We start from the raw sequence: 23,753 nt of genomic DNA, 5'->3' as shown, positions 1-23,753 counted from the left end.
TCCCCTATAGCCGCCATGGGTAAAGCAGTTACAGGGGATTCCCGCAGGAATATAGCCGTGCATCGATGACCAAGGCTTAAACAAAGAAATCCAGCTCAAATGCACGGGGCTGCCCACTTTCCAGTAGAGCCAAATTACTTTTTAGCTGACGCCAAACTAACGCTGCACTCAAAAAAGTCAGAGGACCTGACAGGGCATAGGAAAGCCATGTAGGCGTCCCAAAACAGCCCAAGCCTGAAGCTAAAAATATGGCTGTGCCGACACAAATGCCCAAGAATGGTAACTGGATATTAATCCCCCCCAGCTTGGCCACTACTTCAGACGAACGGGTTTTACGCCATGCCGCCACAATGTCTTTGAGCACAGAGCTAAAGGACGCTCCCGAGGTAACCGCAATCAGTAGACCAGCCACCATAAAGAAGTAGGGGGGCGTAAACCAATAGTAATAAGTCATGACTGGACAATCGCACTCTAAGTGTAAAGTTCTGTTAATGTTCTCATTATACGCGTCAGTGGTAGCCGCTAGCGCTGTGTCCCCCTTATCGCTAGGCTAAGGAATCGGGAGTTGGCCCAGGGCAGAGCCAACCAACTTTCTCCCCGCTGTCTAGTTCTCGCTATGCTATGTCCCAGACGTCCATTGGTGTTGCTGTTGTTGGTACAGGGTTTGGTCAAAAAGTTCATATTCCTGGCTTTATGGCCCACCATCGGACCGAAGTGGTCGCGGTTTATCATCGCGATCTCCACCAGGCCGAGGCCATTGCCCAGCAGCACGGCATTCCCCATGCCTGTGATAGTATCGAGGCAATTGTTGCCCTGCCCCAGGTCCACGCCGTGAGTGTGGCCACTCCCCCCTTTGCCCATCACCCCATGGCGGCGATCGTACTCCAGGCCGAGAAACATTTGCTGCTGGAAAAGCCCACTGCCCTCACCCTACAGGAAGCCCAACATCTCCAGGCCCTGGCCCAGCAGCACAATGTGGCCGTTGTAATGGACTTTGAGTTTCGGTTTATTCCCGCCTGGCAGCACTTGGCAGAATTACTCAATGAAAACTACGTCGGTCAAAAGCGACTGATCAAAATTGACTGGATTACAGGCAGTCGAGCTAATCCTGAACGGGCTTGGAACTGGTATGCCCGAAAAGAGCAAGGCGGTGGGGCCCTCGGGTCCATCGGCTCCCACATGTTCGACTATGTGGCCTGGCTCTTTGGTCCAGCCAAACGCCTATCGGCCAATTTGAGTACCACCATCACTCAGCGCCCGCACCCAGAATCTGGCCAGTATAAACCGGTTGATTCCGACGATACCTGCAGCATTAGCCTGGAGCTGATGGATGGCACCCCTGTGCAGGTAACCCTCAGCGCAGTAGCCCTGGCCGGTCGCGGCCACTGGGTTGAAGTCTACGGAGAAAAAGGTACCCTGGTTCTGGGCAATGCTAATCAAAAAGACTACATTCGAGGCTTTACCCTAACCGGCAGCCAGGCAGGAGAGCCCCTAGCTCCGATCGATATTCCCACCCGCTTAGCCTTTCCCAAACTCTATGAGGATGGGAGACTAGCCCCGTTTATTCGAGTGGTGGATCATTGGGTATCTTGTATAGATCAACAGCAAACCATAGCCCCATCCCTCACGGAAGGAGTTTATTCCCAGCTACTCATAGATCTCACCCACCAGGCCCATGCTCAACAAACCTGGGTGACAGTACCCAATCAAAATCTGGTTCCCAGTAAAACGTCTGGTGTCCAGTAAAACCTGGTTTAAGCCAATGGTTATCCCAGCATAGTAGCTTCAGCTATGTCGTCACCACTACAGTTTCCCGTCACCTCTCTCCAAACCCTCCGACGAGCCCTTAAGCAGCAGTTGATGTTGCCCCTATGCGAGCACGCACCTCCTGCTAACGAAGAAGACATGCCCGAGCCCGACTCCATCGCCACCTTGAGCACGTTGTTTCGGAAGGGAGGACTAATCCACCATGAAGGCTCAACTCCCAATGCAAATGGTCGCTGGTTTATTAGCACCATCGATGCTAGCACCGCCCTTAAACAACTCCCAGGCCTTGATCTCAAACCTAACTATTGTTTGGTGACCTATCTCTATCGCATGAGGAGAGACAATATAAATCATGGGGGAGCTGCAACCTGGGCAATGCAAAATCAGCTCAGTACTACATCCCACCTAGAAGCAGCCCTAGCAATGGCTGGCGATCACAATACGCCGCCCCATCCCCAAGGGGCCCTACCCAACTACATGGCTGCCATTACGGGGAATCTTACAGCTAGCTCCTTTTTGATCGCCTCTATATTCCAACGGGAATTACAAGAATTTGGCCGCTGCGGAAAATTTCACCGTTGGGCACATCATCGACTGATTGGTAGCATCCCAAATCAGTGCAGCTGGCGATGGCGCGTGGAACAACCCAAAACCCTAAAGCCAAGGGTCCACAGTCTACCTAAGGGCAAGATGGCCGTTGAATTTTACACTTGCCGCACCGTGGCGCCCATTGGGATCTTTCGCCATGTCGATCGGTATTCTGCCAACAGCTATGTGGCAAAGACGAGTAACCAAGCGATTGCAGCGGCCATAGCCACCAAAAGCTAGCGCGTAAAACTACTGACAAACCACAGCAACGTCATGGTTACAATTGCCACCACTGCGTTTATTCGTTCTGGCGTTAAGCCCAAACTCTGAGCACCCACTAGACTAACGGCTAATATCCCTAACAAGACACCCAACAATAAACCGCCGGCCGCAAAGGCAAACGAGCGCCAGAACTTCCGTTCTTTGCGGTTGACGAAGAAGATGGTGGCTGCAACGGAAAAACCTAGGGCGGTGGAAGCACCGTTGGCCGTAAACCAAGCCATAGCGGCCAATGCCAAAAACACCACCGAGGACCATAAAATATCATCTCGACTGGGGGTATCTAACCAGTTCTGTAGCCAACTAGGAGGTTGGGGGGCAGGTAGGGATACCCTGGGTGTAGACGTCGAAATCTCTGCCGTTTTTTCTGCAAATCGAATACGATCAGGCACTTTTATCTTGCCCTCCTGGCGCATTCGCAGTCGCTCCATCAAAATGGCGTCATAGGCAGCCTCAATGGACTCTTTTCGCTGGGGACTGTTGCCAAACTCCTCTAGAAGGCGTTTGCGAGCGACTTGGACCTCCTCAAAAGAAGAGGACTCATCTAATCCCAACGTTTTATAGTTGCTCTCATTCATGTCGACACCTGGTATGTACGGTGGCCGTTACGACGTTTTAAGGTGATGATATGGCATTCATCTGAGATCCCCATCTGAGATCTACATCTGAAACCCATAGCGTGTCGCCCATCAAAAAACACCACTGCCCATAATAACTATCAGTTTAACCATCCTGACAAAAAATTAGGCCTAGGGTAACAGAAATGTCAGATAACTTTTTAGAAGTTTCGGGGTTTCCCCTAACCCCATCCTTATAATTACTGGCATCTCTGGCTATAGCTTGGGCAACCTACCTGCGGCTATGTTGTCAGGTTTCAGCCCATTCCTCATTTATAGACTTACTTAAAACTTACTTATTTCAATAAATCTGCATAGGGTGGCTAATAATGCCAATTGACCAGCTGTTTTTAGCAGAATTCTTTGATAAGGTGTGGAAGCCCTGTAAAACTTCTCTGAAGTTATTGAAAACTTGTGAAATAGGACTTTAGATGTACCTTCATAGGTAGTCTAAAATTTCGTCGAATTTACGCCGCTGCTGATTTTCTAGAATGAACTGATCTAGAATTAATGCCATTTAACCAAATGCCCTAGGTTAAGTTTTTTCAGAAATCAACTGCGTCAGATTTATTTTTACCTTTTTACCTAGACTCGTATTTTTTTGGTGTAAGGATTATGACCACGGCCTCTGCCAAAATTTTAGTTGTAGACGATGATCCAGCAATTCGCAATCTTATTCATCGATTTTTAGCGAAGCAGACCTATGAGATGGAATCTGCTGAGGATGGCAAACATGCCCTAGCCGTATTTGAGCAGTTCAATCCAGATTTGGTGATATTGGACGTCAATCTGCCTGATGCCAATGGTTATGACCTGTGCAAGGAAATGCAGTCACGCACGGGCGTTTTTGTATTGATGCTCACAAGCCGCACCGATGAATCGGATAAGATCCATGGCTTTAACCAGGGGGCTGATGATTACATTACTAAACCCTTTAGCTTAGGTGAGCTGGAAGTTCGGGTGGGGGCAATTCTCAAACGTCAGCGTCCCGTTACGGCTGCTGAGCAACAGTGTTTGACCTTTAACTCCCTGGCCATTGATCCGATCCGGCGTGAAGTCACCCTAGAAGGTCAGCTGGTTCCCTTAACGGCCCTAGAGTTTGATTTACTGCACTTCCTAGCTAGTCATCCTGGCCGAGTGTGGCGACGTACCGAGCTGATTCAAAAGGTTTGGGACTATGAATATGTGGGGGATCAACGGGTGGTAGATGTCCACATCGGTCAGATTCGTAAGAAAATTGAGATTGATACCAATCAACCTACGTTGATTCAGACGGTACGGGGTGTGGGATATAAGTTTGAGCCTCCTTCGACCGATGCTGAGGCGATTGAGGCCTAGAATCGGGATTAACCCATAGAGCGCAAAAGAGCATAAGGATTACAAAGAGAGGGGCTACGGAGTGATACCGTAGCCCCTCTCTTTGTGTTTGTGAGGAAACAACTGCTATGGGCGGCGCACATTGCTCAAAGGCTTCAGCAATGTGCGCTGCCCATAGTTCACACCATAGGTGATCGCTGTAGGCTATAGACTGCTATACCTGGACAAAAAAAGCCTTCGCATCGCGAAGGCTTTGGACGTGCGGCCAAGGAAATTTTTTAACAACTCATTCCGGATTCGCCTGAACTTCAGGCTTGGCGATACGATTGGTGTTACGAACTTTCCAGGCGCTGGATACAATTTGACTCCAACGGCGTTGCACTCGTTTGGGAGTCCAACCTAGCTGCTGTGCAATTTCAGCATCCGACGGGGTGGTATGTTGTGGATTTTGCATTTGCTGCTGTTTGAGGGCCAGCAAATTCTGTTGCTCGGCGTTTAATTCGCCCAGAAACAGGGTCCACTCCTTGGGGGATAGGCCTAGGTTTTTGTCTAGGTCTGCCCCTAACCATTGGTGAACTAATTGCCAGTTGTGGGACTGGGCAAATTTTTCCACATGGTACTTAAAGCGCTGCTGTAGATAGTCCCGTTGACGGGGTGTCAGACAGAGCACTTCGTCAATTTCGGAGGCGGCCATATCCTGCAGACGCAGGGCTAGGTAGTCGATACATGCGGGTTGATCCTGCTCCTCCAGGTATTCTACGAGTTCCCGGATGATGCGATCGCGCAGTACCGCTTCTGCCGGGTCAGTGACATCGGCCACCATCTGCTCACGAATTTGCTGCAGAGCCGATGAGCGAGAATCGGCATCATCACTTTTAGGTGAATCGACAGCCATCTCAATATCGACACAGGTTTCTGCCGGTAGTCGCTTAGCAAAGCTTTGGGCTCTCAACACCAACAGCTGCTGGTTATAGCAACCGGGAAGAGAAATCCGACGCTTGGCATACTGCTCGCTAAAAGCCATATACTCAGCCAGTTCCAACCGGGTTCTGGGAGTGTAATCGACTTCGAGATGATTTTCTCGACGAAAGGCCTTGAGCACTTCAATATAGAAACCTTGAAGGAAATCCTCTAGTAGATTGCACCGTCCCTGGAATCCCAGCTGAGTCTTGGCGGGGGCGATATAGCGATAGGCGATCGCACTCAAGCGACTCTGCAATTCCACCCTGCCTTGGCGAGAGCCCAGGCGATAGTAATCCAGATATTTCTGAATCCGGTTTTCCGCTAAGGAATGCTGCCAGACATTAACCTCACCAGAAGCCTGGATCCGGTCACTTTTGCGACAAATGCGGGTCACTTCAATGGCCAACCGGTTGGCCACAGCCTGGACGGTACGGGTACTGCCTTTGACCTGCGCTTGAATCAGATTGACCAGAAAACTCACTAGGGCCTGATCAACAGGACAGAGTTCAGCTTCATGGTCGTTGGTATCGGGGGTGTTCTGTGGCGACTGAATTGATGAACCAGCCGTGGGATGCAGAACGACGTTATTAGTTGAGTTACGAGTAGTTAGGTTTAATACAGATGTAGCGGTAGATTGAGCTTTCATAATTCCCTTAGTGATGCACGCCCCTTCTATTCGAGGAGCTGTTCATTTGGCCGTTGGACGTATGATCTTGTCCCCTAGTGGACAGTTTCACTGTATAAGGACCCAATTCCGAATCTAAATAGAAATGTGTCAGTATCCAAAGCAAATGGGCCTTAAGTCTATTTTTAGACCGGGTGCCACTCGAATAAATAGGACATAAATAACTCTAAAATACTTTCTGGACAATAGTTTGGTAGATTTCTCGAACAGGATGACTGCCAATAAAAGGCAACGTCCTTGACTGTGACAGTTGAGTAGATAGTCTATCCTGTAAGTCTATTTTTTATCCTGTGACAGTTGTGGGAGAATCGATGATTCTCGACAAATCAACATTGGTTGATAAACTGCCAATAAATCTAATAGTTCCCTGACGTATTTCACTATTTAATAGCTACGTAAATGGCTGGGCCTATCCGGCGGTTTTACGGGAGGCCTGCATGAAGTGTATGTAGAGAAAATCCGTACTCAGGGGAGATTTTATAAAGCTATGGAAAAGATCGCTTATTTCGATTGTCCAACGGGCATTGCTGGCAATATGTGTCTCGGTGCAATCTTGGCAGCAGGAATGCCACTAGGGGATTTATTAGCTCAGTTGGAGAGGCTAGGACTAGGGGATGAGTATGAGTTTACAGTGGCTCAAGTTAGGCTTCAGGAACAAGCGGCGACCGCAGTTACGATCAAGTTAGTCAGGGATGCCATCCAGGGACATCGTCACTTGTCCGGGATCGAGGCGTTGATTCAGCAGGCTAATTTTCCCCCTCGGGTGACGGATTGGAGCTTGGCTATTTTTCGAGAATTGGCAGCGGCGGAGGCGGCAGTTCATGGCATTCCGACCGATCAGGTGCATTTCCATGAGGTGGGGGCCACCGATGCCCTAATAGATGTGGTGGGTACTTGTTTGGGGTTGGACTGGCTGGGGGTAGATCGGGTGGTGTGTTCCCCTCTCCCTGTGGGGGGGGGCACTGTAAAAGCTGCCCATGGCCGATTGCCGGTGCCAGCTCCGGCGGTGTTAGAGCTGCTCCGACGGGCCAGGGTGCCCATCTATAGCAATGGCATTGACAAAGAGCTGGTGACACCGACGGGGGCTGCGATCGCAACCACCCTGAGTCAACACTTTGGCTCACCCCCCGCCATGACTTTAGAGCAAGTGGGCCTAGGGGCAGGCAGTCACGACTTACCCATCCCCAATATTCTAAGGCTGTGGATCGGCACAGCCACGCAGCCAAGCCCCATGGCCCATGGCCACCACCAGGAAAAGGGGCAGACAAACCATCGCCATGGACACTCACATTCAGAACATCAACACTCAGAGCATCAACACTCAGAACATCAACACTCAGAGCATCCACACTTAGAACACCTGTATCCCCAACCAGATTCACCGCAGTCTCCCCAAATGCCCCCAGGCCATAGCGAATCCGCTGTGGAACTCCAGACTCAGCTGGACGATCTATCTCCCCAGGCCATCGGCTATCTCTATGACGGTCTATTTCAAGCCGGTGCCCTAGATGTCTTTACCCAGGCCATTGGCATGAAAAAAAATCGGCCGGGCATTTTACTGACTGTCATTTGTCATCCATCCCATGTCAACGCCTGCCAAGCGCTGCTCTTTGCAGAAACCACCACCTTGGGCATTCGCATCACCCCCCAACAGCGACAAACCCTCTACCGTACCTGGCAGTCCGTAATCACCGCCTATGGTCCCGTCCAGGTAAAAGCCGGTCTTGCCACCCCCCATGGCCCCATCGTCAATCTTCAACCCGAATATGAAACCTGTGCCCAACTAGCTCGGCACCACGGCATTGGTTGGAAACGGGTGCAATGGGCAGCCATAGCCGCCGCCCAGGCCCTATATACAGAACCCTATGCCCCCAAAAATTGGAGAGCATAAAAAACATAATATTGAGTAGGTCTTGAGGCCGACCGATAGGTTCAGCTCTTAGGCCCCAGTATCCTTCATATCTTCCAATGTCTTCAGATCTTCTAATGATGAATGGCGCAAGGGAGCCCAGTGGAGCTCCTTCATCATTTGGGAAAAAATACGATATTCATCAAAGGACGCGGTCTCAGCATTACTGGCATTGGCATCCTGCTGAACATGCACCAGGTTGTATTGCACATTGCTGCCGCAGATGGCCAGGGTGACCCCATATATCTCTAAGAAGTTGATAATCCACTGACACTCTTCCCGAGGAAATTGCTCATAGTAACGGATTAAGTCAGCAATCCGAGCATCTAAATAGGGATGGGAGTTGGGGGAAACCAAAATTAACTTGAGCAGAACAATGGCCAGGGTTAGGGGTCGGCCATTGGTCAATAGCAGGCTAAATAACGTCGACGGCGTTTCGGTATCCTCCGTCATCAGATAGTCGATCACACGATTACTCGTCAGCAATACCAGGGACGGATCAAGGGGTTGCTGATTAAATTTGACATACAGTTTATCTAGCTTTTCTTTCAATTTATTTTCGAGGGTCACCACAAAATCAGTTTTTATGGCGGAGAAAAGCAAATATTCAATCAGGCTATTTTTATAGCTGCCATAGCTCAGGTCTCGAGTTTGATCATGGAAAATTCGGGCCAAATTATGGTGACTAAACATCCCCCGCTTAGCGACCAACGCCTTGATCACCCTTAACGCACTATCTCCCAACATGGTCGGATTATCCCGACGTTGCTGAGTAGGCACCTTTTGAAAATGGGCCGTATACATGGCCAAATCGAACTTGAATTTGTCCCTAAGTCGCTGTGATAGGGCCCTAGCTGCTTCCCTTTGTTCTAGGGGATTGCTCGTGTTTATATATTGAGGCGCTAACAAATAGGCCGTATACCGATTGGACCAGTGGGGGACTTCATTGCTAAAGCGATTGGCGACAAAGAGTTTTAGGCCCTGAAAGTCATCGCTATCTACAAAGCTCTGAATCCATTGACGCAGCCGCTTGATAGTAGGTGATACGGACGCCTTACGGATACTTGGATCTGCAAACAGCTGGATTAACCCTCGGATGGCACTATGCTCCCGGGCCACCTCCCAGTTATTGATCAAAATGTAGCAGGAGCGCTTCAGGGTATTGTGAAACTCCTGTTCATTATTGGCAAATAGAATGGCATAGAGCGCTGGAACCGTACTTGCACTGACGGTTTCGTGGTGCTGCAAAAAGAGTCCTTTGAATTCATCAAGCACATCTTCTGTAGACCAATCCTTAACGATGTCTAGGAGAAAATCATAGATTGTTTGCTGGGCCTGGTGAACGTCTTGGTGACGACGTCTAGGATGAAATGAATTAGAAACTCTATCAGCAACCATGCAGATTAATGGTGTATAAGGCCGAGCTCACTACTACTACTATTAGATGGCTATCAGCCTTTACGGCAAAATAGATTAAGTATTGGTACGAAGTAAAATATGTGTCCGGATATTCACTTTGTAACAATATACCACCCACCTTGGGAAGTATATTTTTCTTAGAGCCCACTCCGTAGCGCCACTGACCGCCCATCATCAATGGCCCCTTAGAGGCTTGTATCCTAGACGCTGCTTACCTTTCGGCAATTAAAATTATCGTGCCCACTAAGGCCGCCATAGGCTTTAGATCATGGATTAATTTTGTGTACAAAGTTAAAGACACATTTTACAGCGCTAGCTTCGTAATGTAGCTAAAGAAACAGTTAAGAATGGGGGCGGAGGGACTTGAACCCTCACGACCGTTTAAGGTCAACGGATTTTCATCCTCCCACAGCTTTCGCTGTTGCCGTTTAGCCACAGCTAACACGGTTTTGAGGATTGGACCCTCCCTTTACCCTCGACTAAACGTTAGGGTAGCTCCCGTCGGGCCTCTGCACCTTCCCTGTAAAAGGATGAAGTTATCAGGATAAAGGACGAATTTATTTCCGCCTTTTGCCTTTTGCCTTCCGCCTTTCAAAGGGCTTGGCTCAGGATTGCCGTATCCCCTACCCAAAGAATGGGTCAATGGAGACTTAGGTTTCCCTGAGTTTGAGAGCTTCCACTTAGCAGATTTCTCTACTAAGGCTCAGTTTTCTAAGTCCGCAGCGTCTACCATTCCGCCACGCCCCCTTAGTTGGGTGATTATCTTGAATGGCCATAGGTTTAGAACCCTGCCCAAATCACTTTTCCGATAACACCTGTTTAATTCCAACACCAACTGGTATTCTGTGCAACCCCCTGAACGCTATGATGGCTTGTGCGAAGTAATGTGTGCCTAGGGGCTATGGATAACCTCGATATCTCACTTTTGATGACACTGGCGGTCTATGCCGGTTTGGCCGGGCTCTATTTAGCCGTGATACCCGGAATACTGCTGTTTTATCTAAAGCAACGTTGGAACGTGGCATCATCCATAGAGCGTCTGTGGATTTACTCTTTGGTGTTTATATTTTTTCCAGGGATGCTGCTGCTATCACCTTTTCTTAACTTTAGACCCCAGCGGCGTGAGATTTAGCCATGCGTCGAATTGATGTGATTGGCATCGGATTGGGTGTCTTTGTGGCGGGAGGGGCTGTCTATTTAGCCCTGACGTTGGCCGGTCTAGACGGAATTTCGGCGGGCATCTGGAGTCAGGTTATTTTTACGGGCGGACTGGTGGGCTGGGTGCTGACCTATATCACTCGGGTGTTTTCCCAAAAAATGACCTACAACCAGCAGCTTAAGGATTACGAGGATGCGGTCCTGCAAAAACGTCTAGATGAGATGACCAATGAAGAAATTGCCCAACTCCAGGTGGAGCTGGAGGCGGAGAAAAAATCCCAATCAGCGTCTTAGTACAGGCGTCTCAACACAGATAGATCACATATAGATAGATCTAGATAGATCACATATAGAGATTGCACATAGATTATGGGTAAATCGGTTTCAGCTCAATTTCAGACTCTGCGTGACCATAATGGCTGTGCGCTCATTCCATTTATTACGGCGGGCGATCCTGATTTAGCCACCACGGCAGCAGCCCTTAGGGCCTTAGATCGAGCCGGGGCTAATTTAATTGAACTGGGGGTGCCCTACTCTGATCCTTTGGCCGATGGTCCTGTGATCCAGGCGGCGGCTACCCGAGCCTTGGCCCGGGGGGTCACCCTGGACGCTGTTTTAGCCCTGGTGGCTGAGGTATCCCCAGAACTATCAGCCCCAATTGTGCTGTTTACCTATTACAACCCCATTCTCAATCGGGGGATTGAGACTTTTTTACGGGATATTTACCAGGCGGGGGCCCGGGGGCTGGTGGTGCCTGATTTACCCCTGGAGGAAATGGAGGTTCTCCTGAAGCCAGCTCAGGAAATTGGGATTGAGGTGACGCTGCTGGTGGCACCGACCACCCCCAAGGAGCGAATTGTTGCGATCGCACATCAGTGCCAAGGATTTATCTACCTAGTCAGCGTTACGGGCGTTACGGGCATGCGTGTCCAGATCGAAAGTCGAGTACAGGACCTGCTGCAGGAGCTACGGACCGTAACCGATAAACCCATTGGCGTAGGGTTTGGCGTATCCTCTCCGGAGCAGGCTGCCCAGCTTAAAACATGGGGTGCCGATGGCGTGATTGTTGGCAGCGCCTTTGTTCAACGACTAGCGACCACCGATGGCACCAGTGGCGTTGCAGAGGTAGAAAGCTTTTGCCAACAGCTTAAAGCAGCCCTGAATTAAGTGGGTTAGCCTAATCATTTAGTAAGACAGAAGGCCAGGTGTTTGGATTCCTCACCCCAACCCCAAACCCCCAATTCTGGGGGCTTTGAGTCCAATCTCCCCCAGAATTGGGGAACGGAATTGGGCCTCGATACCTGAGGCATAACTGGGATACCCTACTTAACAACCATCAGCCATGTAATGGTCGGCAATTCCAGGGCCAGTTACTAATAGCACCCTCAACTTAATAGCACCCTCAACCAGGGCAAACGCATACGTTTCTTAACACGCTATATGTAGCGTAAGCAGGCGCTCACGACACTAATGTTCATCAGCTTTTTCTCAATAAGACTCTTCTTAATGACACTATTCTCAATAAAATGGCCAAAATAGAGGCTTGTTGAGATATGTACTTTTGTATGCGTTTGCCCTGCACCCTCAACCGTATTTGTTGACTAAGCCAACAAATACGGTTGATTTTTTATACCTGCATTTAGAACTAGGACAATTCCATTTTGTTGTTACAGAATACCGACAAACATTGCGAAACATGTATTTCAATAAAACTTCACGTTATCCCATCGGAACTTCAATGAAGGACAAAATTCCCTTAAGTCAGGACGTGACACTGGCGATCCCTATGGATTTATTCAGCAAAATCAGCAAAATCTAGAAAAATTTTTCTGTTTTTCATCAAATCTTCCTGATGCTGAAAGCCTCAGTATAAGCTCTTAGACTTTGGCTTGTGATGTAAGGTGTTGCACTCTCCAAACCAGAGTGTAATAATCCTTGTCCAGAGATAGAAATAACCGTACAAATACGGCAAACTTCTTTGATTTATTGGTTGTTTGGCAGCTGTAGTCAGTATTTTTTCCTGGGCCTCCGGTTAGGGTCCTATGGGTATTTACTGGTTTTCTTGAATGGTGGTCACGTCATGTTTGTAACCACTACTGAAGTAGCTGTAAACACCCATGGAATATTGAGTCCAGTCGCTTGTGGAAAAGGTTGATGGTTATGGCTATTCGCCTTGTTGTTGGTGCCTTTGAGGGGTCATGAGAGTTTTGAACAACCGTCCTAGAGGTGTCGTTCGGCACCTGCTTAAAACAATAAGTTTTTTCTTGGTGGGCGTGCTGATGAGCACGCTGCTGGTTTATGCCCATACCCCTGTAATGCCTGTGAGTGCACAGGTTCAGGTTACTAATACGGCCTCTGGAGCCTTTGATGATCCTAGTAATCCCAGTCGGCCCAGGGTGATTGCCCCCGGTAACACCACCACCATTGGGGTGCCCCCGGTCGGAAATCAGCTCCTGAGACTGACCAAAACAGCCGACAAGTCCGCCGCTGAACCCGGTGATGTGGTGGTCTATCGGCTGTTGGTGGAGAACCTGAGTGAAGCCCCGGCCACTCCCCTAACCGTGGTGGATAACCTGCCGCGAGGCTTGGAATACATCGAAAATTCGGTCAATACCGCTCCAACGCCGCCAAACCTCACATCCTTTACAGTCTCTGGACGACAGCTCAATTTTCTGTTTGACTCGTTGGCCGCTCAAAGCAGCGTTCAGATTCTCTATGCTGTCACCCTGACACCGGATGCCATTCGAGGTTCTGGAGTCAACGTGGCCAGTGCCTCTGCCCCCGGATTCCCCACTGCCCAAGCTGAGTTTCGCTTAACTATTCGTTCCGGCATATTGTCTGACTGCGGCACCATTATCGGTCGCGTCTTTGTGGACAAAAACTTTGATGGCGAACAGCAGCCCGGTGAGCCCGGTGTGCCCAATGCTGTGGTTTACATGGACGACGGCAACCGCATTATTGCTGACCCAGACGGCTTGTTCTCCATGGCTAACGTGGTGTCGGGTAACCGCGTAGGCGTCCTTGACCTGAGCAGTTTGCCAGGTTACACCTTGGCCCCCAACCTCTACCGCCTAGAAAACAACAGCCAGTCTAGGCTGGTGCGCCTAGAAGCTGGCGGTCTAGCTCGTATGAACTTTGCAGTAACACCGACCTACGGGGAGGGCCAGAACTAATGAAGATGCGTCTGTTATCAAATTCAATTTGTTTAGCCTTGCTCACTACCCTGACTGGGGTGATAGCGCTACTACAACCGGCCCGCGCGGCTCAAACACAGTTCGGCTCGACCGCTGAGGTTGGCGTCGATACCGAGTTGCTCTTGTCAACCGATGTCAAAACCGATATCCATACCCTTAATACGACAAAGCTGGATGCCCAGAGCTTGACTTTGCTGGATGTGAACACGCTGGATGTGAACACACTGGAGGGAAATGGTCTGGAGCTATGGGCCCAGGCCAGTGATGACCTACCTAGCGATCTGCTCGATTCGGGCACGTTACCGGTGGAGGAAGATCCAGGGGAAGCCGAAGGGTTTATCGATGGCACGATTATTCGCGAGGTGCCCAGTACCCTGCCAGCACTGATTAACAATGAACTGGGGGATGATTTGACCCTGGAGATAGTTCCCACGGGTGATTCGTTTGCTCCAGCTGATGGCCGGTCCACCCTGGGGCTAAAGGGTTCCATCCTAGATGGCTCAGGTCGACCGATTCGCGAAGATGTGGTGGTCACCCTCACCGCTTCGGCGGGCACATTCATCGGTGCCGACTATGACATCGATCGCGGCGGCTTTCAGGTGCTGGCTCGCCAAGGTGAGTTTGAGGTGGAGTTGCGCTCATCCCTAGACGCCCAGCGGGTCACCGTTCGGGCCAGTGTTCAGGCCCGTGAAGCATTGGGTTTGGTAGATGACGAGGAAACCGCTCAACAACCCGAGGCCGAACTGGATGGCTACACCCAGATTAATTTCACCACCGCCTATCGTCCGTCCTTGGTGACGGGGGTGGTTGACTTTCGCTTTGGTCCGGGGGCGACTGATTTTTGGGGTCGCTATGCGGACTTCCTCGACCCAGGCAATCTGGGGGATTATGAAGCTGATCTGGACGCGGGTATTTTCGCCACGGGGACCATTGGTAGCTGGTTGCTGACGGCGGCATTTAACAGCGATCGCGCCTTGAATGAACGCTGTAATGACAACCGCCTCTATCGGGACGTTCAAAGTTGTGAGCAGAACTATCCCACCTATGGCGATAGTTCCACCACTGACTTTTTAACGCCGTCCATCGATAGTTTCTACGTTCGGTTTGAGCGGGATTCCAGCATTGTTGGCTATGAGCCCGACTTCTTCATGTGGGGCGATTACGATACAGCCGAATTTTCCCGGTTCTCCCAGGAATTTTCCGCCTTAAATCGTCAGCTTCACGGTTTTAAGGGTAATTACACCTTTGGTAATGGTCTCCAGCTGACGGCGCTTTATGCCAATAATTTACGGGCACTCCAGCGGGACACCATCGTGCCCGATGGCACCAGCGGTTACTACTTCCTGTCCCGTCGCCTGCTGTTGGCAGGCAGTGAGGACTTGTTCTTTGAAGTGGAGGAACTCAACCGACCGGGAACCGTGATTGAGCGGGTGAGATTGGTGCGGGGGGTGGACTACACCATTGACTATGATCGCGGAGCCATTTTATTTAATAATCCGGTTTCTGCGGTGGATGCCAATCCCTTTGGTCCGGCCTTGGTGCGGCGCATTGTGGCCACCTACCAAATAGATGGCGATGAGGACGATGGTAATTTGTTTGGTGGACGGCTGCAGTACAACTTTGACACCAGTCTTGACTCCCCTAGCTGGGTCGGTGCCTCAGCCATCTTTGAGGACCAGGGTGCCCAGGACTTTAGTTTGCTTGGGGTCGATGCCTTGATTCAGCTGGGGGATAGTGGTGAACTTGTCGCTGAACTGGCTCGGTCTTCCTTGGATAACCCCACTACGGATGAAGAAGGTACAGCCATTCGGGTGGAGGCTAGGGGCAACATTACCCCTGACTTGGCAGGTACCGCCTACTTTAGGGAAGCCGATAGCGGTTTCCGGAACACGGCCACCACCAGCTTTAGAGCCGGGCAAACCCGTTGGGGTGGGCAGTTGGGCTATAACGTGAGCGAAAATACACAGCTGCAGGTGCAGTTTGATCGCGAACGTAACCAGGGGAATGAAGACCTGATTCCCACCACCCTAGATCAGCTGATCAGTCCAGGCTTGGTGCGGGCGGACGGAGCAACGGTGAACAATTCCATCACTACGGTGCGAGCTGGGGTGCAGCAGCAGTTTGGTGCCCTCACCGGGAATTTAGATTGGGTATATCGCGATCGCAACGATCGAGTGACCGGTGACGACGTCGAATCGAGTCAGCTTTCCGCCGGGTTAACCTGGCCCCTCGCTGAGCGGGTTACCCTGCGGGCGCAAACGGACATTGCCCTCAATGACGAAGACGAGGCCTACCCGGGGCAAACCGTGGTGGGTGTGGACTGGGACGTGCTGCCGGAGGTCACCCTGAGATTTGCCCAGCGGTTCTTCCATGACGATGACATTACCCCCGACGCCCTTACCACCGTTGATGCGCTGATTAACTACGACCTCACCGACAACACCCAGCTAACCGGTCGTTATTCGGTCCTGGGGGCTCATAACGGTATGACTAGCCAAGGGGCGCTGGGGCTAAACCATCGCATTAACCTGGCCCCAGGGTTACATGCCGATCTAGGCTTCCAGCGAATTTTTGGTACGGGCCTGTCCTCCATCACCGGGGGGAACCAGTTTGCCCAACCCTATGCCGTGGGACAGTCGGCGGCCTCCCTGGGCTTAGTCAGCGGCACCACCTATACTCTGGGGTTGGAATATACTGACAACTCTGCTTTTCAAGCCAGTGGACGGTTTGAACACCGGGATTCGGAAGATGGTAGCAACACCGTCGTCACCGCCTCAGCGGCCGGTAAGCTTTCCTCGGCCCTGACCACCTTGGCCCGGTTTGAGCATGCCAACTTTGCCAACCAGACCATTACGGATCGGCTCAACAGTTCCACCAGTGCTCGCCTGGGATTGGCCTACCGGAATCCCCACAGCGATAAGTTCAACGGGTTGTTGAGCTACGAATATGCCATCAATCCCTCCAGCACCCCCAATGCGTTGCTGTTGGGGGCAGGGTCAGATTCTATCCAGGAACATACCCTGGCCCTAGAGGGCATTTATGCCCCCAGCTGGCGATGGGAATTCTACGGCAAATATGCCCTACGGTCCACCAATGCCGACCTCGATTCCCTTGGGGTAACCTCCTCCAATGCGATTCACTTGGGTCAGTTGAGGGCCACCCACCGCTTTGCCTACCGCTGGGATATTACCGGAGAAGTCCGCTACATTACCCAGCCTCAAACCAACTACGACGAAGTGGGATTTGCCCTAGAAGCCGGTTACTACATGACACCGGAATTACGTCTCGGTGTGGGTTACAGCTTTGGTAGCGTCAACGATCGCTCCCTTGGCGGCAGTGGCTACCGGTCCGACGATGGTCCCTACCTTGGGATAACCTTTAAGGTCAACGAACTGTGGGATCAGTTTGGTCTGCAAGAGATCGCCCCTGAACAGCAGGATGAGTCTTTGTTGGAGGCGGATAGTTCGTCACCGCCCGCCATCCCAGTCAGTAGCGTTCCGGCATCCCAGCCAGAAATTTCACCGGCAGATATCCAACCAGACATCCAGCCAGACATCCAGCCAACAGAAGCCCTACAGGCAGAAGTTGAGCAAGCAGACGGCCCACAGACAGAAGTCCCACAGGCAACTGACGGGGGTGAGGAGTAATGAAATCCACCATGCACATGTCCAAACTGACCAAACTAGTCGGAACGGCTGCCCTGGCAGTGACCCTGCCCCTGGCAGCGTCCACCGTCCAGGCCCAAGAGACGACTGCACCTACGCCCTATTCCATCATCGTCAATTCGGCCGCTGATGGAGCGGTTCGACCAGATGATGCCCTCACCCTGCGGGAAGCCATTGAGGTGATTAACGGCACCCTGCCGGTGACTGAACTGAGTGGGGCGGAACGGGCGCGGGTCGTACCGGCGGCGAGCCCAGTGATTAATTTCAGCTTGCCCAGTGAAACCACCATTGCCCTAGCGGAGCTGCTACCGCCCATCATGGCGGCGGGCACCCTGGTGGATGGTTCTAGCCAGCCGGGTTATGGTCCCATTTCCACCACCGATACCATGGTGACACCGGTGCCCACCCCCATGGTCACCCTCACGCCCGCCCCTGGGGCCGAAGTTCCCCGAGGGCTCACCATTACGGCAGATGATGTGACGGTGCGTGGTCTTAGCATTTATGGGTTTTCCGCCAGACATCGCTCCACCCAAACCACCCCCCCGGCTGATATTTTTATTACCCATGTGTCTCCCCCGGTGGATGCTGGTTTGCCAGCTGCCCCCGGTTGGCAAACGCTACAGCCCGATGAGGATTCGGATGCGCCGGTGGGTGTGGTGATTGAAGATAACTGGTTGGGCCTATCACCATCGGGGCAAATGCCGCCGGAGGAGCAGCTGTCTGCCCTGGGCATATTTGTTTTTAATGGTCTAGACACGGTAATCCAGCGCAACCGGATTGAATTCCATGAAGGTAGCGGCATCATCACCGGAGCCCAGGCCATGGGCATGGATGTCACCGAAAATACGATGCGGGCCAATGGCCTGGCTGGTATTCCCGATGGTATTCGTTTGGATGGCAACATTGACGGTGCCCAAATCCATGGCAACCTGATATGCGCCACCGACGGCAGTGGCGTGTTTATGTTTAAGCCAGAGGGATCTGCCCGGATCTATAACAACGATATTCGCTTTAATGGGCGGCGGTTGAGACGGGCGGCGGTTTATCTGATGGGTAGCGGCCACGAGGTCACGGGCAATGTGATTCAGCATCAGCCAGGCCCTGGGGTTGCGATCGCAGCCTATCCCCACAACACCGGCAATATCATTCGCGACAACCAGTTTGCCGCCCTAGACGGCCTTAGCGTAGACCTGGGGTATAACGACGAAAGCCGCATTCAGGACTTTCAACGCACCGATGGACCCAACCCCCCGCGCAACTCTTCTATGCGTCGTCGGGACACTGCCAATGGAGCCATCAACGCCCCCGAATTTGATGACTACACCTTCCCCATCAGCGGTGGCCAAGCCACCCTGAGCGGCATCGCCGATCCGGGAACAGCCATCGACATCTACACCGTGGTGGACCGCAAAGGCTATTACGGAGCCCTCAACCAGTACGTCACCACCGTCACCACTGACGACACCGGCAGTTTTAACGTGGGAGTAGATGCACCGGACGGCACCATCGTCAGCGCCCTCGCCACCGACGATGTGTACGGCACCTCTGAACCCTCAGCCATTACCGCCATCGGCACCCTGGGAGATGGACCAAGGTCTCCCCAAATGCCCAGCTGTGAAATTGCCCAAGACCCACCCGAACCCGAACCGGAACTACCGCCAGAGCAGGTGATTTTGCGGATTCCGCGCAACATTCACTTTGCCCTCGACAAGTCAGACCTCAGTGCTGCATCCATAGCCATTATGGATGACATTATTGCTGTCTTACAGGAATATCCCTTCATCACAGTTGAACTCCAGGGACATACGGACCCCCGAGCTAGCAACGCTTACAATCAGGCCCTCGGGGAACGGCGGGCATTGGCCGCTAGAAATTATCTGCTACAGCAGGGAGTTGCCCCAGAGCGCATGCGGATTCGTTCCTTTGGTGAAACCCAACGGAGATCGAGCGGAACTGGACGCGTTGATTATGCCCGCGATCGCCGGACTGAATTTATCTTCACCGATACTCGCGGCCTCGAAATTATCTACGAAAATCTTGAGACTGACCTACAGATTGAGCCGTAGACCCCATTCGTTAATCTCTGTCCAATGCCGTCACCCTCTACTAGGAATTAAGCGATGAAGCGCTTGCTCAAGAAGACCCTTAAACCACAATTTGGCCCTCATGCCCCGCAGCGGCACTCGGCTTTCTCTATTACAAACTGGTTCAATCAGCATTGTCGGCAAACGATAGTTATCACGGCCTCCGCCCTAACTGCTGCCACTCTGAGCTTAGTGACTGGCCGTCCAGCTGAGGCTGTATCCATATTTCCAGTTAATTTGAGCGGCTACACGCCCAACAGTCTCAACGAAGACATTACTGTCACCGATACCTTTGGTAACGATGTCTCCGTCAATTTAAGTTGGACCGGAAATACCGGAAACTTTGCGGTCCTACGCCCTTCCACCACGGGTTTGACCGGGGGGTTTGGCGGCGGTAGTATCCTCGAAATTCAGCACGATCCTGCCTCATTAAGCGAGGCAGTCACGCTGAATATTGACTTTGGTGCCCCCATTGAGCAAGCCCGCTTACTCGTAATTGACGTTGACCGAGATAACGCCAATACGTGGCAGGATCAGATTCAACTGGGCGGTAGTATTGCCCCTACGAGCATCACCCCCGCGACTGCCCCCTCACCGCTGTTCCAAGTTTCACCCGAAGCTGCAGCTGGAGTAGCTGGTATACCTCTAGGCATCGATCAGGCCAATGGAGGCACTGCCCCAGGGCTGGCACCGGCCAGTAACTACACCGTAGACATTGTGGGCAATGATTTTGTCGGCATCTATAACCCCAGAAGCCTTGATGCGGACCTAGTGGGTCCTGCCACCAGAACTGAATTCACCCCCATAAATGCCACACCAACTGGCGGTGTAGCTGTCAATCCCACTAACAGTGGTGCTTTACCGAACCCAGCCAATCCTCCCGCGGCAGGGGTGGAGGCTCAAAACCAAAGCTCTGAAGGAACCATCACCGCCGATTATTCAGCTGCTGGCGGTGGCACCCTCACTAACCTTACGCTTACCTACGGGAACGGTCCTGCCTCAGTAGCCGATGGGCTGAACCCGGCGGGAGGAGGTGGATACATTACCACCAACGACGCCAATGGGGGGCCGGGCAACCATGGTGTTGGTCTTTACACCATATTTATTGTCCCAGGTAGCATCGGTACGGCCAAAAGTGCGTCTACCCCTGTTCAGGTCAGTGCAACTGAGTTTGACGTTGTCTACACCGTTCAAGTAGAGAACTTTGGTGCCAGTACCACGCTGACCAATGTGCAAGCAACCGACAACCTCACCCAAACCTTTAACGGGACCACTGGATTTACGGTGGTAGTTCCCCCCACGGTCATTTCAGGTCCAGGCACCGCTAATCCTGCCTTTAATGGCAATGGCAATCAGAATCTGTTGGATGGCACCGGCTCCCTCGCACCGGGTCAGGCCACCGTCATCCAATACACCGTTCGCCTAGACACCGCTGCGGCCAATATTAACCCTGGGGAGACCTATAACAATACGGTGGTAGCCGCCGGTACAACCCCCATTGGTTTACGAATTATAGATACGTCCGTCGATGATAGTGTTCCTCCCAACGCTAATCCCGCCCCCAATCCAGACCCGAATGGTGACAATGACCCCCTAGAGGCTTCCCCCACACCAGTGATCTTGCCACCACCGGTGCCAGTACCTCGCATTAACGTCTCTGAGCAGTTCATTGAAACAACAGTAGCGCCCGTCGATGGCACCTTTGGCCCCGGTGGTGCTAACACGGCTCGGGTGCGCTACCGGATTCGGGTCCAGAATACAGGTCCCGAGCGTTTAACCAACGTCCAACTGATCAACGATTTTACCGAGACCTTTGACAACGGCACTCGTGGTGGCTCTGGGCCTGACAACGGCTTCGAAGTTATCTCAGTCACCCAAACCGGCGGTGTAGCCAATCCAGCCAATACCGCTCTCTATGATGGTGGTGACACTGTTGACAGTGGAGGTGTTAACACCAACAACGCGGTGCTGGCGACGGGAGGCACCCTAGAGCCCGGGGCATTTACCGAATATGAAATCCTGGTCGACGTTGACACCAGCAATAATGGTTCAACCCTAACTACTGGACTGCCAGGGACATTCTTCAATAGCACCACAGCGACGGGCCTCGGCAGTGATCCCACCACCCCCTCTAACCGACCGGTGAGCGATATCTCTAACGATGGCTCAGCTCTAGGCCTAGCAGGTGCTCTGGATCCTGCCGGTAATTCTCCGACCGGTGGGAGCACCGTTGGTGATCCGGGTGCGGTCAATGCACCCCCCCCGCCTGATCCAGCTGTTCCCGCCAATGAAAATACCCCCACACCGGTTACCCTACAGCCCAATGCAACTCCTCAGATCAACGTATCTGAGCAGGTGGTGAGTACGGTTATTGACCCGACAGGGATCTATGGCCCCAATACCGGTCGAGTCACCTATCGCATCCGCGTTCAAAACACAGGTACTGAAGATCTCAATACGGTCACGTTAACCAACGATTTCACCGAGACCTTTGACAATGGCACCCGGGGCGGATCGGGGCCTGACAACGGCTTTGAGATTGTATCCTTGACCCAGGTGGGTGGCACTGTCAATCCGGTTAATCCGGCCTATGACGGGGGTGACACCTCTGATCAGGGAGTCGGACCTGGTAATACAAATAATGCAGAATTGATCCAACCCGGTACCCTAGCGGTGGGTGGATTTAGCGAGTACGAAATCGTCGTTGATGTGGATCTGACGGACAATGGCGAAACGTTGTCCAATCCCCTACCCGGTCCCTTTAACAACAGCACCACCACCAATGGTATTGGTGTCACCTCAACCATTCCGGTAAGTGACATTTCCAACGATGCAACGGGCCTTGCCCTAGAAGATCAGCTGAATCCAGCAGGCAATTCACCCACGGGTGGTGGTACATCGGGCAATCCTGGGGATCCAGCGGCTCCGACCCCGGTAGCATCACCCGACCCCGTGAATGAAAACGTGCCCACCCCGGTTATCTTCCCCACTCGACCCCAGATCAACGTATCTGAGCAGGTGGTGAGTACGGTGATTGATCCGACAGGTACTTACGGAGCCAATAACGGTCGAGTCACTTATCGCATCCGCGTTCAAAACACAGGGCCTGAAGATCTCACTTCAGTCAATTTGGTGAACGACTTTACCGAGACCTTTGACAACGGCACTCGCGGTGGTTCTGGCCCTGACAATGGGTTCGAAATTGTATCGTTAGCGCAAGTAGGTGGGGTGACCAATGCGGTTAATCCCAACTATGACGGTGGCGATTCCTCGGAAGAGGGAGCCGGCCCTAACGGGACAAACGACTCGAGGTTAATCCCACTCAACAGTGGAAACTTAGCTGTTGGTGAATTTAGCGAGTACGAAATCGTCGTTGATGTGGATCTGACGGACAATGGCGAAACGTTGTCCAATCCCCTACCCGGTCCCTTTAACAACAGCACCACAACGGATGGTATCGGTGTCACTTCAAACATTCCGGTAAGTGACATTTCCAACGATGCAACGGGTCTTGCCCTAGAAGATCAGCTGAATCCAGCGGGCAATTCACCCACGGGTGGTGGTACATCGGGCAATCCTGGGGATCCAGCGGCTCCGACCCCGATAGCATCCCCCGATCCTGTGAATGAAAACGTGCCGACGCCCGTTACCTTTCCGATCCAACAACCTCAGATCAATGTCTCTGAGCAAGTGGTGACCACGGTACTGGAGCCGACAGGCACCTATGGAGCCAATACGGGGCGTGTCACCTATCGCATCCGGGTCCAAAACACAGGAGCTGAAGACCTCAATAACGTTCTGCTAACGAACGACTTTACCGACACCTTTGACGACGGCACTCGCGGTGGTTCTGGCCCTGATAATGGGTTCGAGATCATTTCGTTGACCCAGGTGGCTGGTGTTGGTGTGCCTAATCCGATTAATCCTAACTACGATGGTGGCGATTCTTCTGATCAAGGGGCTGGCCCTCCGAATACGAACAATGCCAGCCTGATCCAACCGGGGACCTTAGCTGTTGGTGAATTTAGCGAGTATGAAATCGTTGTTGATGTGGATCTGACGGACAATGGTGAAACCCTGCGGACAATGGTGAAACCCTGACAAGGGC

Annotated in this window: 16 protein-coding genes; 11 read left to right on the top strand and 5 right to left on the bottom strand. The window is 52.0% G+C overall.

Annotated elements, in window-relative coordinates; translation table 11 throughout:
• Nucleotides 1–76 precede the first annotated feature (76 nt).
• Nucleotides 77–454: a hypothetical protein gene (locus VB741_RS01900; RefSeq protein WP_323363446.1), complete on the bottom strand. Its 378-nt coding sequence runs from the start codon at nt 452–454 to the stop codon at nt 77–79.
• Nucleotides 455–621: 167 nt separating this feature from the next.
• Here VB741_RS01900 and VB741_RS01895 point away from each other — a divergent pair, with 167 nt between their 5' ends.
• Both VB741_RS01895 and VB741_RS01890 read left to right on the top strand, forming a co-directional pair.
• A complete protein-coding gene (locus tag VB741_RS01895; protein WP_323363445.1) occupies nt 622–1,746 on the top strand; it encodes a Gfo/Idh/MocA family protein in 1,125 nt (374 codons plus the stop codon).
• Between the two features lie 45 nt (nt 1,747–1,791).
• Entirely contained in the window at nt 1,792–2,595 is an 804-nt protein-coding gene (locus VB741_RS01890) for a hypothetical protein (RefSeq protein WP_323363444.1), read from the top strand.
• Here VB741_RS01890 and VB741_RS01885 read toward each other — a convergent pair.
• The gene (locus VB741_RS01885) at nt 2,592–3,212 is read right to left on the bottom strand and encodes a CPP1-like family protein (RefSeq protein WP_323363443.1); all 621 of its coding nucleotides are present in this window, start codon (nt 3,210–3,212) and stop codon (nt 2,592–2,594) included. The two genes, VB741_RS01890 and VB741_RS01885, sit on opposite strands and share 4 nt — an antisense overlap.
• 654 nt (nt 3,213–3,866) lie before the next feature.
• On the opposite strand from VB741_RS01885, the gene VB741_RS01880 reads away from it, so the two are divergent.
• The gene (locus VB741_RS01880; RefSeq protein WP_323363442.1) at nt 3,867–4,589 is read left to right on the top strand and encodes a response regulator transcription factor; all 723 of its coding nucleotides are present in this window, start codon (nt 3,867–3,869) and stop codon (nt 4,587–4,589) included.
• Nucleotides 4,590–4,854: 265 nt separating this feature from the next.
• On the opposite strand, the gene VB741_RS01875 is transcribed toward VB741_RS01880, so the two are convergent.
• Nucleotides 4,855–6,177, bottom strand: a complete 1,323-nt coding sequence (locus VB741_RS01875) for a HetZ-related protein (protein ID WP_323363441.1) — start codon at nt 6,175–6,177, stop codon at nt 4,855–4,857.
• A 526-nt stretch (nt 6,178–6,703) separates the two neighbouring features.
• Between VB741_RS01875 and larC the strand changes: the two genes are divergently transcribed.
• Entirely contained in the window at nt 6,704–8,107 is a 1,404-nt protein-coding gene (gene larC / locus VB741_RS01870; RefSeq protein ID WP_323363440.1) for a nickel pincer cofactor biosynthesis protein LarC, read from the top strand.
• 48 nt (nt 8,108–8,155) lie between these two features.
• On the opposite strand, the gene VB741_RS01865 is transcribed toward larC, so the two are convergent.
• On the bottom strand, nt 8,156–9,523 hold the full coding sequence (locus VB741_RS01865) for a hypothetical protein (protein ID WP_323363439.1): 1,368 nt from the start codon (nt 9,521–9,523) through the stop codon (nt 8,156–8,158).
• Nucleotides 9,524–9,848: 325 nt separating this feature from the next.
• Nucleotides 9,849–9,980, bottom strand: coding sequence for a hypothetical protein (locus tag VB741_RS01860; protein WP_323363438.1), 132 nt, complete (start codon nt 9,978–9,980; stop codon nt 9,849–9,851).
• A gap of 465 nt (nt 9,981–10,445) precedes the next feature.
• Here VB741_RS01860 and ndhL point away from each other — a divergent pair, with 465 nt between their 5' ends.
• The 7 genes from ndhL to VB741_RS01825 all read left to right on the top strand — a co-directional run bounded on the left by ndhL (nt 10,446) and on the right by VB741_RS01825 (nt 23,746).
• Nucleotides 10,446–10,676, top strand: a complete 231-nt coding sequence (ndhL, locus tag VB741_RS01855; protein ID WP_323363437.1) for an NAD(P)H-quinone oxidoreductase subunit L — start codon at nt 10,446–10,448, stop codon at nt 10,674–10,676.
• 2 nt (nt 10,677–10,678) lie between these two features.
• Nucleotides 10,679–10,996: a DUF3007 family protein gene (locus VB741_RS01850; RefSeq protein ID WP_323363436.1), complete on the top strand. Its 318-nt coding sequence runs from the start codon at nt 10,679–10,681 to the stop codon at nt 10,994–10,996.
• A gap of 75 nt (nt 10,997–11,071) precedes the next feature.
• Nucleotides 11,072–11,869 (top strand): tryptophan synthase subunit alpha, encoded by a 798-nt coding sequence (gene trpA, locus VB741_RS01845; RefSeq protein ID WP_323363435.1) that lies wholly within the window; start codon nt 11,072–11,074, stop codon nt 11,867–11,869.
• Nucleotides 11,870–13,017: 1,148 nt separating this feature from the next.
• The gene (locus VB741_RS01840) at nt 13,018–13,875 is read left to right on the top strand and encodes a hypothetical protein (protein ID WP_323363434.1); all 858 of its coding nucleotides are present in this window, start codon (nt 13,018–13,020) and stop codon (nt 13,873–13,875) included.
• 38 nt (nt 13,876–13,913) lie between these two features.
• The gene (locus VB741_RS01835; RefSeq protein WP_323363433.1) at nt 13,914–17,543 is read left to right on the top strand and encodes a TonB-dependent receptor; all 3,630 of its coding nucleotides are present in this window, start codon (nt 13,914–13,916) and stop codon (nt 17,541–17,543) included.
• Nucleotides 17,544–17,554: 11 nt separating this feature from the next.
• The gene (locus tag VB741_RS01830; RefSeq protein ID WP_323363432.1) at nt 17,555–19,627 is read left to right on the top strand and encodes an OmpA family protein; all 2,073 of its coding nucleotides are present in this window, start codon (nt 17,555–17,557) and stop codon (nt 19,625–19,627) included.
• A 54-nt stretch (nt 19,628–19,681) separates the two neighbouring features.
• The gene (locus VB741_RS01825) at nt 19,682–23,746 is read left to right on the top strand and encodes a beta strand repeat-containing protein (RefSeq protein WP_323363431.1); all 4,065 of its coding nucleotides are present in this window, start codon (nt 19,682–19,684) and stop codon (nt 23,744–23,746) included.
• Nucleotides 23,747–23,753 lie beyond the last annotated feature (7 nt).

It is taken from the genome of Leptothoe sp. PORK10 BA2 (genome assembly GCF_034932105.1).
In the GTDB taxonomy this organism is placed as follows: Bacteria; Cyanobacteriota; Cyanobacteriia; order Phormidesmidales; family Phormidesmidaceae; genus Leptothoe.
Note: the sequence above shows the minus strand (reverse complement) of the source record. Positions and strands in the feature narration are given on the sequence as shown.

Excerpts from the sequence above, each read along its gene's own strand:
- VB741_RS01900 (WP_323363446.1), bottom strand. The coding sequence starts at position 454 with ATGACTTATTACTATTGGTTTACGCCCCCCTACTTCTTTATGGTGGCT.
- VB741_RS01895 (WP_323363445.1), top strand. The coding sequence starts at position 622 with ATGTCCCAGACGTCCATTGGTGTTGCTGTTGTTGGTACAGGGTTTGGT.
- VB741_RS01890 (WP_323363444.1), top strand. The coding sequence starts at position 1,792 with ATGTCGTCACCACTACAGTTTCCCGTCACCTCTCTCCAAACCCTCCGA.
- VB741_RS01885 (WP_323363443.1), bottom strand. The coding sequence starts at position 3,212 with ATGAATGAGAGCAACTATAAAACGTTGGGATTAGATGAGTCCTCTTCT.
- VB741_RS01880 (WP_323363442.1), top strand. The coding sequence starts at position 3,867 with ATGACCACGGCCTCTGCCAAAATTTTAGTTGTAGACGATGATCCAGCA.
- VB741_RS01875 (WP_323363441.1), bottom strand. The coding sequence starts at position 6,177 with ATGAAAGCTCAATCTACCGCTACATCTGTATTAAACCTAACTACTCGT.
- larC (WP_323363440.1), top strand. The coding sequence starts at position 6,704 with ATGGAAAAGATCGCTTATTTCGATTGTCCAACGGGCATTGCTGGCAAT.
- VB741_RS01865 (WP_323363439.1), bottom strand. The coding sequence starts at position 9,523 with ATGGTTGCTGATAGAGTTTCTAATTCATTTCATCCTAGACGTCGTCAC.
- ndhL (WP_323363437.1), top strand. The coding sequence starts at position 10,446 with ATGGATAACCTCGATATCTCACTTTTGATGACACTGGCGGTCTATGCC.
- VB741_RS01850 (WP_323363436.1), top strand. The coding sequence starts at position 10,679 with ATGCGTCGAATTGATGTGATTGGCATCGGATTGGGTGTCTTTGTGGCG.
- trpA (WP_323363435.1), top strand. The coding sequence starts at position 11,072 with ATGGGTAAATCGGTTTCAGCTCAATTTCAGACTCTGCGTGACCATAAT.
- VB741_RS01840 (WP_323363434.1), top strand. The coding sequence starts at position 13,018 with ATGCCTGTGAGTGCACAGGTTCAGGTTACTAATACGGCCTCTGGAGCC.
- VB741_RS01830 (WP_323363432.1), top strand. The coding sequence starts at position 17,555 with ATGCACATGTCCAAACTGACCAAACTAGTCGGAACGGCTGCCCTGGCA.
- VB741_RS01825 (WP_323363431.1), top strand. The coding sequence starts at position 19,682 with ATGAAGCGCTTGCTCAAGAAGACCCTTAAACCACAATTTGGCCCTCAT.